Source organism: Meridianimarinicoccus roseus (genome assembly GCF_003172915.1).
Classification (GTDB): domain Bacteria; phylum Pseudomonadota; class Alphaproteobacteria; order Rhodobacterales; family Rhodobacteraceae; genus Meridianimarinicoccus; species Meridianimarinicoccus roseus.
Map to the genome: position 1 here is coordinate 1 of NZ_QGKU01000065.1, position 9,330 is coordinate 9,330.

The following is a 9,330-nucleotide window of genomic DNA, read 5'->3' on the forward strand; positions in this document are numbered from 1 at the left end:
ATTCGCGACGGTGGCCTTCCGGTCGGTCGGCGCGCGGGAAACCACGGTTTCCACGCGATCGTGGTGCCGATAGCGCGCATCGAGGCGTTCAGCGAGGCGTCGCCGGACGAGCTATCACCACGGAGCGATCTTCTGGGCTCGTTGTCCGTATCAGGCTTCGGACGGTCCATCGGTTTGCGCGACACCGGCGATCTCGTCTCGCTGGTCGAGGCCGGCCACACCCCGGCGCTGCCTGTCGTGTCTCCGTCCACTGGCCGCAACAGGTACCGGTTTCGCCCGGCGGACATCGCGGCATTCCACGACAGGTTCGTGACACTGACGTCTCTGTCAGCGGCCACAAACCTGCATCGGAACACACTAAAGACGCGGCTTCTGGCCTTCGGGGTAACGCCCTTCACCCACGGAGAATGCTCAGACGGTACGGTCTACCTCAGAACGGAGGCATTCTCGGCGTTGGCGCCGAGCGCGACAGGACAACGAGACGTGGAATGACGAAGGCTGTCGAAGACATCCAGCACACAGTATCGAAGCAGAAACTTCGTTCCTCAAATTGAACTTAGAAGAAACTCTCGAAGCCTGAGCAAAAAGTACTTGACACGGTGTGCACGAAGAAACCGCTTTTCGTGCACACTTATGATCCGTTTACACAACAATATGTGCCAACGGGGCAAATGAGTGCGCACATGAGTGATTCGGCTCCCGCCAAGATTGCGTTAAATTATTGATATAATGAATAAAAAATATTGACCCACTAACTTCTCCGGCAATTTCGTGCACGGCGGAAGCATAAAGGTGCGCACCAATATGCGACCAGTACAAGAAAAGACCCGCACGAGGCGGGCTAGCTGCATTCCTATCCTTGATTGGCCTAGGTCAGTTTCGAGACATCTTTTTGCCAGCGGTCCGATCCAACATTTTCTTCAGGTTCTCGGATGAGAAACAATCTCGGTAGTTCCGAACGGTGAGCGGCGAGTATCCAGCAGACCCACCAAGAAGGACCGCATAGGCCTGTGAAAAATGGTCCAAGGTGCAAAGTTTGTCGCCAGCAATCATTGCGTTCTTGTAGGCTTCGATAAGCATCTCGATAACAAGCCCCCAGCGATCCGAACACGTAAAGGCAAGCCTTTCAAGGAAATCTTGCGTCGCCAAGGGAGCGAAGTCCAAGCCCGCCTCATCCGCATAGCTGAAAGCCAATTGGGTCATCTCATCGAGATCTTCGGACCTGCTCATATCGATCTTCGCTAAATGGACGTGCCGAAGAAGACGATGAAGCTGTTCTTCCTGTTCAATATAACTTTCAAGCTCCGGAATTCCGCTGAGGATTAGCATCAACGGCCGACGGGGATCTTTCAGGAGAGTCTTGAAACTGTCGAGAAACTGCTGGTTGGTCCGGTCGCCAGTTTCCGAGAAAATATGTTGACACTCGTCGAAGTGTATACCAACAACCCCTTGTAGATCAGAATATTTAACCACCTTATCCCAGATTTCTGCCTGCGTGTTCCGACCTTTTAGTTCATATCCAAACTCCTTCAAAATTTTTACCCCAAGATCTTTCCAGGTCACCTTTCCCGAGAGCACACACTGAATTATCTTGGCGGGACGGCCGTCAGGCATGACAATCACGTCTTCGTTGAACTTGGACACCAGCCGCGTCAACTCCTTGGTCTTGCCCTGCCTCGAAAGGCCGGTCACGAGAATCCCACGCGCCTCGAAGGCATCTCCAATAGATGCCTTTGCGTGGTAGTCGGTGAAACACCACGATAAGGCGCTTTTAAGGCATTTGCCGCGTTCGAAAGGGAAATGCGGCGCTTTTAGTTCAATTAGAGCTTTTGCAGCCTTTGGGTCGAGGAAACTGCTCATTCGAAGCCCTTTAGTTTGTTCGGACGGGATAGAACACCCTGTCTTGGCGAACCAGGCTCCAAGTCAGGCTTGGAATCGAGTTTCGTGCGAGATTCATCGATTTGTGCGACCGAGTTTCTCACTGCTGGCGTTTCGGGCAGGCTCGCATTGTATACCGAAACCTTCCCAGGCGCCTCTTCCTTTTCTGTAATTCCTTCTATCAACTTCGGGTGACCAATTCGGAAACACCCGTCGGATGCTGAAGAATTCGTGATTTCCTCCAGTTCGGCCGTTCCCACGAGCCTCGGCGCGGAGCAAATGCGTGCTCCGGAAAAAACGGCTTTGGCCATTCTTTTGCATTCTTCAACGGTGGAGTAGCTGCGTGGAAGGTTGTGCTCTACACCAATGGCATCGATATCGTCGTACTTGCGACGGCGCGCAAGGGCGAGCTGCTCTTCGTTGAACTCGGTAGCAGCCGGATCCTCTCGTCGCATACTTGCCATCAAACGCAAGACCTCCGAAAGGGACATGTCTGCGAAAACTGTGCTCTGCAACTGAACTGCGATCGGCTCTTTGACTCGTGGCAACACGACGGTCGCGTCGTTCAGATTATCCGGGTCGACGAATACTGCCACCTTCCCATCCGCCATTGCGTACTCGCGGGTACGCTGCAGTGCATCCGAGTTGAACCAAATAGCTGTGAAAACACGAACGCCCTCGTCGGTCGGCGTTACATCTATTTGCCAACCCAGTTGAATACGTCTTTTATCCGGATCGGTCGGCGGGATTTGGCCACGCGTTTCGTTTATTTGCTTGTAAACGTCGTAGGGGCGCCGCCCACCCATACCAACGCCGAAGTGTCTCTGATAAGGATACTCATCGACAAAGTATCGAGTGAGCATCCCGTAAAGAACGTCAACGCAGACGACACCGTTCTGCTGAGCGTCGTAACCGGGTAGTTCACCGGGACGACCACCAGTGTATCCAGGGAGCAGCCTGAAGAAGCCGGTTTCCAACGTACCGAAGAACCTTTCCTCGTGCGCACGGTCGGTCGATGCGTACGCTCGCCCGATCGTGTTAATGCTTCCTAAGCCGAGTAACGTCGAGATGACCTTTTCGTTTCGCAACCCGGTGCCGTTGTCATTGCGAACATTCATCAGCCCGACCGCCCGAGCCGGCTCTCTCTTGCAACCATGGCGAATCTTTTCTTTTGTTTTGTCCCGCGTTGCCATCCTTAGGAGCTGGAGAGTAGCCTCGGTGTTTGGGGTTTCAGCAATCACCCATGCTAGTGGCATACGGCTCGCCACATCCAGCATGACAAGAATGTGCAATCGTTTACGGACATACTGATCCGCGGTTTCGCAGGCTCGCTTCTCGTCTTCCCCGAGCGTTTCCCAATATCCGGCTTCTTTCGCACACATGACGAGGGACATCTTGCACTCGTCCATCCCGCAAAGTTCGCCAATCATCAACGCACGCACATCCGTGCTGCCCCGGCCGCGCTTGTTGCGCGCGTGGCGTTGACCCTCGGTAGCCACAACAAGTTCGCTCCTAGTCACGAGACGATCTCGATGGAAGCAAAGCGATTTCTCGGATGGAACTGGAAATGGGCACAGTCCATTTCGGGAACGCTTTCGATTTGTTTCTTCTAGCGAAGTTTTGAGGTGCTCTCGCACGTTCGCAACTGTGCGTTTCCTAAGGTCCAGCCCGATCTTTTCCCATGCCTCGGTCATAAGGTCGAGCAAACCATCTGGAAACCTTCGCGTTCGATTGCCTTTTTCATGATCGAGTGGTACCAACGCATCGAGGGGATTTTCGCCCGGCTCCAAATCTTCGAAGATCCGGAAAAAATCCATCATTGTGCGGCCCCGATATAGGATACGGTCTTTGCTTTTGCCGCCTCTTGAAGGTCGAAGCCTCACCCTCTCCCCAGTAACGGAAGTAACATAATTTGCGATGAACTTTCGGACCTCTTCATTATCAACTTTTCGATTGGAGAGCTCGAAGCTTATGTTCCCTCTTTCCCTCTCGCGGGCTAGATATACTCGCAACGCGTAACAAATTGCGAGGCGAACCTCTGCTTCGGACCGTTGAGCTTGTGACAGGGCTTGCACGCTCTTGTACCCTCCGAGCCGCTGCTTCAGCCGCCCGCCCGTTCTCGCGAGCGCGGAATTGAGCTTCACTCCCGGAAGTTTCACGTACTCGACAAACTTGTCGTACGACAGGACGGTGACTTCATGGTCCTCGAGGCCGGTCATAAGATAGCCTTCGTCGGACCGACCTGTGACAACCATTGGACGGTCAAAAAGCGTGACCTCAGAACCAGGGAGAAAAGCGTATTTTGGTACAACTGTCATTCTACTAGCTCCAGATGCGAATTCTCCCAGAGGACATTGTCCAGATTTGCCCGAAAGAACTTTTTTGCGACCAAGCGATTGCAAGCGGCAAAAGCGCGGGGTGCTGAAACCGAGACATGGGGAAACAGATCCTTCATAAAGTAGAGCGAGGTCAACCTGCGGCCTGCAGACATCAGCTCTTCGTCTGCTTCCGCGTCCGGATGGAACACAAAATGGTGCATTCGAAAGATGTTGTCCCTCCTTTGACGTGAGTATTGGTCGGCATTGACGATCATAATATCGTCCGCTTCTTGGCCTGATGTTGCGTCAATGATCTGTTGGATCTGGCGAATGGTTGAGGGGCGCTCAAGGCTTTGCCTATATCGAACAAAAAGTAATCTCCGGTAACCATTATTAAACGTCACTCGCAAATCGAAGGTATGCAACTTGGGATGGCCATGATGGTTGTTGTACTTAATGGTCAAAGGCTGAAACTCGACGTCGAAGACGTTTTTGGACATCACGAGCTGGAGACCGACCGCAGCTTCAGCGGCACTCTCTGCAATCCCAACTTTCGGCAGCCACTCATTCGCCGCCGTTTTGTACGTGAAGAAAATTTTGTTTGATGTCGCACTTCTTGAGCTGGGGTTTCGTTGCCCATCAAATTGAATAACGCCATCAATATCCTCAAGCTTTACCTGACTCATCCGCGCCAGTTTCGGCAGCCGGTAGTTCCAGCTGTCATGGTCTTGGATGGTATCCAAGGCCTCGGCGTACTTTCGTTTGTTTGCAGACATAACATCTCCATTACCTAACCATTGCGTCAGGCGTCGTTTGATTTTTGTGGGATTGCTAGCGCGACCGTACTGTGGCTTCGGTTCAGGCTAAGGAAACAGACAAAGGAAAACGGACGAAACCGCTTTCAATGTTGCTGTTCCCCCTCGTTTCAAGCGTAGGCGGTTACCATTCCTCTGGGTGGTCACGTTCACTTGACGAAAATCGGCACGGGAGCGGTTCTCGGCATATCGTTCTCGGTCGGTGACGTCGAAGACTCTACCGATACGGTGTCGATCGGCAGCGAATCTCTTCTCGAAGGCCGCACTAGGTTTGAAACCTCCAGTGTGCCTGTCTTATGACCTGTTTGAGTGGTTTCCATATAATTCATCCCTTCTGCGCCCATGGACGGGGCACTCGCTTTGCGAACGAAAGATCCACGTCATGCTGGCCTCGATGGCTCATGGCGCTTGACTTGTTGCACTTTGTCTGGGATGGAGAGGCATTCGCTGTCAGCGATTTTCCGAGGCCCTTGGGATTCCAGTCCCGGGGCCTCAACCTTCCAAAACCCTAGTTGGTTAGTTGATTATGGGCCTTGTTGATTGGTGTAGCGCTCCGGAAATAGTTCATCCGCTTTTGTACCGAGTGCCTCGGCAAGCAAAGCTTCGATCCTAACCGAGCGGCTCTTTCCAATCGAAACTATGCTTACTGCAGATGTCCCGACGTTGGCTCTTCTGGCAATGTCAGCCAAGGTCAACCCGCGCAACGCAAGCTGATATTTTATTAGCGCGTGACGCGCTCGATCGGTTGACTGATCATCGACCATTAGATTGAACCTGCGAATCGTTTCTTTGAGGCATGCGGCGAAAGACTCGCTTGGTCAACACCTAAAGTGCGCCCGCAGAGCGGCCTAACCGCCTGTCTTCATGACATTTTTGTTTTTCACATAGGCCTTGGACCTCCGGCAATGACGTAGATTAGCTGGCGTCAACTAGGGCTCGAACGAACCGAGCATGGCGGCACTCGAGCGCTAAGCCACGGAAGAATAGAGTTGTTTCCCATTAGAATTTCGTGACGGAACCCGGCTTGGAATTTTGCGTCCCTCCCGCCTAATTTCTTTTTTCACAAATCGTGCGTCCGGAAGCCACCGGCCTCCACCCGACCGAAAAATCTTCCCCACCATGACGCTGAGCTTCGCCCCGGACGCGATCGAGACATGGCCGGTGTCGCGCATTCGGCCCTACGCAAAAAATCGCGAAATTACATGGGGCCGACCAGTTCGCGAAGATCGCCGCCAGCATAGCCGAGTTCGGCTGGACCATGCCTTGCCTTGTTGGCGAAGACGGAGAGTTGATCGCGGGCGACGGACTCGGGCTCGCTGCGACGCAATTACCGTTGACCGAAGCGCCGCTGATTGTGCTCGGGCACATGATCGAGGCGCAGCGGCGGGAATACCGCATCGCGGACAACAAACTGACGGAACTCGGCAGCCGGGATGAAGCGCTGCTCTCGGCCGCACACCGGCGATCTCTCAATCCCTGGTGAACACCGGCCGATCTGCGGCGACAGCACCAGCTATGATGACTTGCGCCGCCTGATGTACACCGAGCGGGCCGTGCTGGTCGCTGCTGATCCGCCATACCTCGTCGACTTCGACGGCTCGAACCACCCGCCGCGGAACAATTCCTGATCACAGTCCAATGGCGTGACTTGGGACAACAGTTTGCAAGGTGCAGACCTTTACGACGGCTTCATGTCCGCCGCTGTCGCCGATGCCAGCCCCTCCTCTCACCAGATCCGCTCCAGGCGCTTCACGTTCACGGACGAGACCACAGTCACAGAAGAGACCGTGCGCGATCTCAATACTGAAGAAGCGATACCAATTGGCCTCTGGCTCTATCGTGGTCAGATGCATGGTTGCTACCCCATATCCTGAAGGCGATGCCCTGCTATTCCCTGCCGACCGCGTCGGCGTGGATCGCGGTCGTGCTGTGCTGGGCATGCGCAATCCACTTCTGAAACATCTGAAGCGGGATCCCCTTCACCATAGCCTTGATCACGAAGCCATGGCGCAGACCCATGGGCTGCGATGCGGGGCATCCGGTATTCCCGACTCGATCATGAGGCTTTTCACAATCTGCCAAACCCGTACCCGACTCAGCGGCCAGACCAGCGCACTGGCCTGCCTGCGGGACTTCTGCGCCTAACCGAAGCGGCAAGTATTGAAGAGATCGGCCTAGAGCGGATGAGGTGGGGCTGGCCTGCCGCTATCGGGTGGTCTAATTCCGACTAGTGCATGACTGGTCTTTAAGCCATAGTCTGGGCAGTCGGCAAAGCGTCCCTGGACGACGGAGCCAGCACTTCTTGACAACTGTTCAATCGGCGTCAATCTGGGCGGTGGTGATAGAAGAGGAGACCGTAAACATGACTGGGAATGCAATCTTCAATCGCGTCTTGGAAGGACATGGAGGGGGCTGAAGTTTCAGCGCTTTTTCACAAAACTTCTCGCACTTTTTTTGCGACTTCGGTGGCTCCGGCGGTTTGACCGTCCTCCCTCGTGGATCGTCGCAGACCCATCTTGGCACAACAGATGTCGCCGTGGGGGCATTCGCATCACCGAAGCCAGCGCAGTTTTCCGCGAAACGCCAAGGAAACCTGGATGAGCCCGGAGATGTCGCATCCAAACTGGAATCCACGGGGCAAAGCAGAGATGTTACTCTGCCCGGCGATCATGCGAGCGCGCCGCGCTCAGCCAGGCGCGCATTATCCTCTCGCTGTCGGGGCCCGCGCGATGCGGAGCAGGATGCCGATCTAGTGTGTCGTAAACTATCTGGAGCTCTTCGATCTTGAACAAACTGCTGGATATGACGTCGTAGTCCTCGATGGTCGGGATCTCCATGTGCCGGCCGCGTAGAGAAGTTTGTGAAACCAGCGTTCTTCGAATTCGGGAGCATCCGACACCAGGATCCGCCCTCTCAGCGTACGCCAGAAGTCTTCTGAAACCGCCGCGGCCGCAGGTTCGGCGTCGAATTCGGCAAACGGGATCTTGTGGACCGCCGCACTCTCCTCCGACCAGTCAGACAGATCTTGGTCCGGGGTGGGCTTGATCAGGGACGACCAGGACCGCAGGTCACCAAATGACAGCCACGACAGGCCAATCTCGATCGGCCAGCCTTCTGGTGACAAGCGCGACGCCTCGAAATCCAGGATGGCAAACTTTTCAATGAGAGCAGTCGTCATGTGTGGTCCATTCCGCGAGTGCAGGACAGGAAGCCCGGGTGCATCCGGGCACACAGGAGCAATTCAAGTCAGGTGGCATCGAATTCCTGTCCGAGGCGCGCCAGTTCCGTGAGGGCCTCTTCGCGCCCCGCAGGCTTCCGGCGATCAAGCCGGAACAGGCCGAGCGCGTTGAACACCTCCCGCTTCGTCGCTTCCGTCTTCGTGAGGGCCCGCTCGGTCCCTTCCCGGATCACTCCGAGTACGTGGCCGGGATCCTTCGCCAGCCGGGCGCGCTCTTCGCGGATCGGCGCGATCAGGGCCTGCAGGATATCCTCGAGGCGCCGCTTGATCGCCCCGTCGCCAAGGCCGCCGCGCGTGTAGCGGGCCTTCAGTTCCGCGACGCCCTCGGCGTTCTCATCGAAGGCGTCGAGATAGGTGAACACCACGTTTCCGTCCACGCGTCCGGGATCCTCGACGCGCAAGTGGCCGGGGTCGGTGAACATGGCCCGCACCGCGGCGCGGATCTCGTCCGGCGAGGCCGACAGCCGGATCGCGTTGCCGCCCGATTTCGACATCTTGGCCTTGCCATCCACGCCGGGCAGCCGCCCGGCCTTCGGGATTATGGCGCGCGCCTCTGGCAGCACCGCGCGGCCTGCGGCCGCGTTGATGCGGCGGACGATCTCGTTGGTCTGCTCGATCAGCGGGGCCTGGTCCGCGCCGACCGGCACAACGGTCGCCCGGAAGGCGGTGATGTCGGCCGCCTGAGCCGCGGGGTAGCACAGGAAGCCCGCGGGAATGTTCCGACCGAACCCGCGCGCTTCGATCTCGTCCTTGATCGTCGGGTTGCGCTCGAGCCGGGCGACGGTGACGAAATTGAGGTAGAGCATGGTCAGTTCGGCGAGCGCCGGGAGGTGCGACTGCAGGCAGATCGTCGTACGCGCGGGATCGATCCCGACGGCGAGGTAATCGAGCGCGACCTCGAGCACGTTCCGGCTGACCTTCGCCGGATCGTGGGCATTGTCGGTCAACGCCTGCATGTCGGCGAGCAGCAGGAACTGCGCGTGGCTGTCCTGCAGGCGCAGGCGGGTCGACAGCGAGCCCGCGTAGTGGCCGAGATGAAGGGGGCCGGTGGTCCGGTCCCCGGTGAGAATGACGGGTTTGC

7 protein-coding genes and 2 pseudogenes are annotated in these 9,330 nt (G+C 56.2%); 2 read left to right on the plus strand and 7 right to left on the minus strand.

Annotation, left to right across the window (positions count from 1 at the left end):
* Positions 1 to 492, plus strand: a pseudogene (locus tag DKT77_RS21255) (DUF1441 family protein); the annotation flags it as partial.
* Between the two features lie 381 nt (positions 493 to 873).
* On the opposite strand, the gene DKT77_RS19315 reads toward DKT77_RS21255, so the two are convergent.
* The 4 genes from DKT77_RS19315 to DKT77_RS21600 form a co-directional block, all read right to left on the minus strand.
* Positions 874 to 1,860, minus strand: a complete 987-nt coding sequence (locus DKT77_RS19315) for an ATP-binding protein (protein WP_109813283.1) — start codon at positions 1,858 to 1,860, stop codon at positions 874 to 876.
* Positions 1,857 to 4,196 carry a DDE-type integrase/transposase/recombinase gene (locus DKT77_RS19320; protein WP_109813284.1) on the minus strand — a complete coding sequence of 780 codons (2,340 nt, stop codon included), beginning with the start codon at positions 4,194 to 4,196 and terminating at the stop codon, positions 1,857 to 1,859. The genes DKT77_RS19315 and DKT77_RS19320 overlap by 4 nt, the downstream gene beginning before the upstream one ends.
* On the minus strand, positions 4,193 to 4,972 hold the full coding sequence (locus DKT77_RS19325) for a hypothetical protein (protein ID WP_109813285.1): 780 nt from the start codon (positions 4,970 to 4,972) through the stop codon (positions 4,193 to 4,195). The genes DKT77_RS19320 and DKT77_RS19325 overlap by 4 nt, the downstream gene beginning before the upstream one ends.
* Positions 4,973 to 5,535: 563 nt before the next feature.
* Entirely contained in the window at positions 5,536 to 5,775 is a 240-nt protein-coding gene (locus DKT77_RS21600; protein WP_109813286.1) for a helix-turn-helix domain-containing protein, read from the minus strand.
* 355 nt (positions 5,776 to 6,130) lie between these two features.
* On the opposite strand from DKT77_RS21600, the pseudogene DKT77_RS21640 reads away from it, so the two are divergent.
* Positions 6,131 to 6,612: pseudogene (locus tag DKT77_RS21640) on the plus strand (ParB/Srx family N-terminal domain-containing protein); the annotation flags it as partial.
* Positions 6,613 to 6,639: 27 nt separating this feature from the next.
* Here DKT77_RS21640 and DKT77_RS21260 read toward each other — a convergent pair.
* The 3 genes from DKT77_RS21260 to trpS form a co-directional block, all read right to left on the minus strand.
* Complete coding sequence (locus DKT77_RS21260; protein WP_238548042.1) at positions 6,640 to 6,864, minus strand: hypothetical protein; 225 nt, start codon at positions 6,862 to 6,864, stop codon at positions 6,640 to 6,642.
* A gap of 911 nt (positions 6,865 to 7,775) precedes the next feature.
* Positions 7,776 to 8,189, minus strand: coding sequence for a 3'-5' exonuclease family protein (locus tag DKT77_RS20765; RefSeq protein ID WP_146205051.1), 414 nt, complete (start codon positions 8,187 to 8,189; stop codon positions 7,776 to 7,778).
* Between the two features lie 68 nt (positions 8,190 to 8,257).
* Positions 8,258 to 9,330: tryptophan--tRNA ligase (gene trpS / locus DKT77_RS19345; protein ID WP_109812243.1), on the minus strand; the 1,073-nt coding region annotated here is incomplete at its 5' end.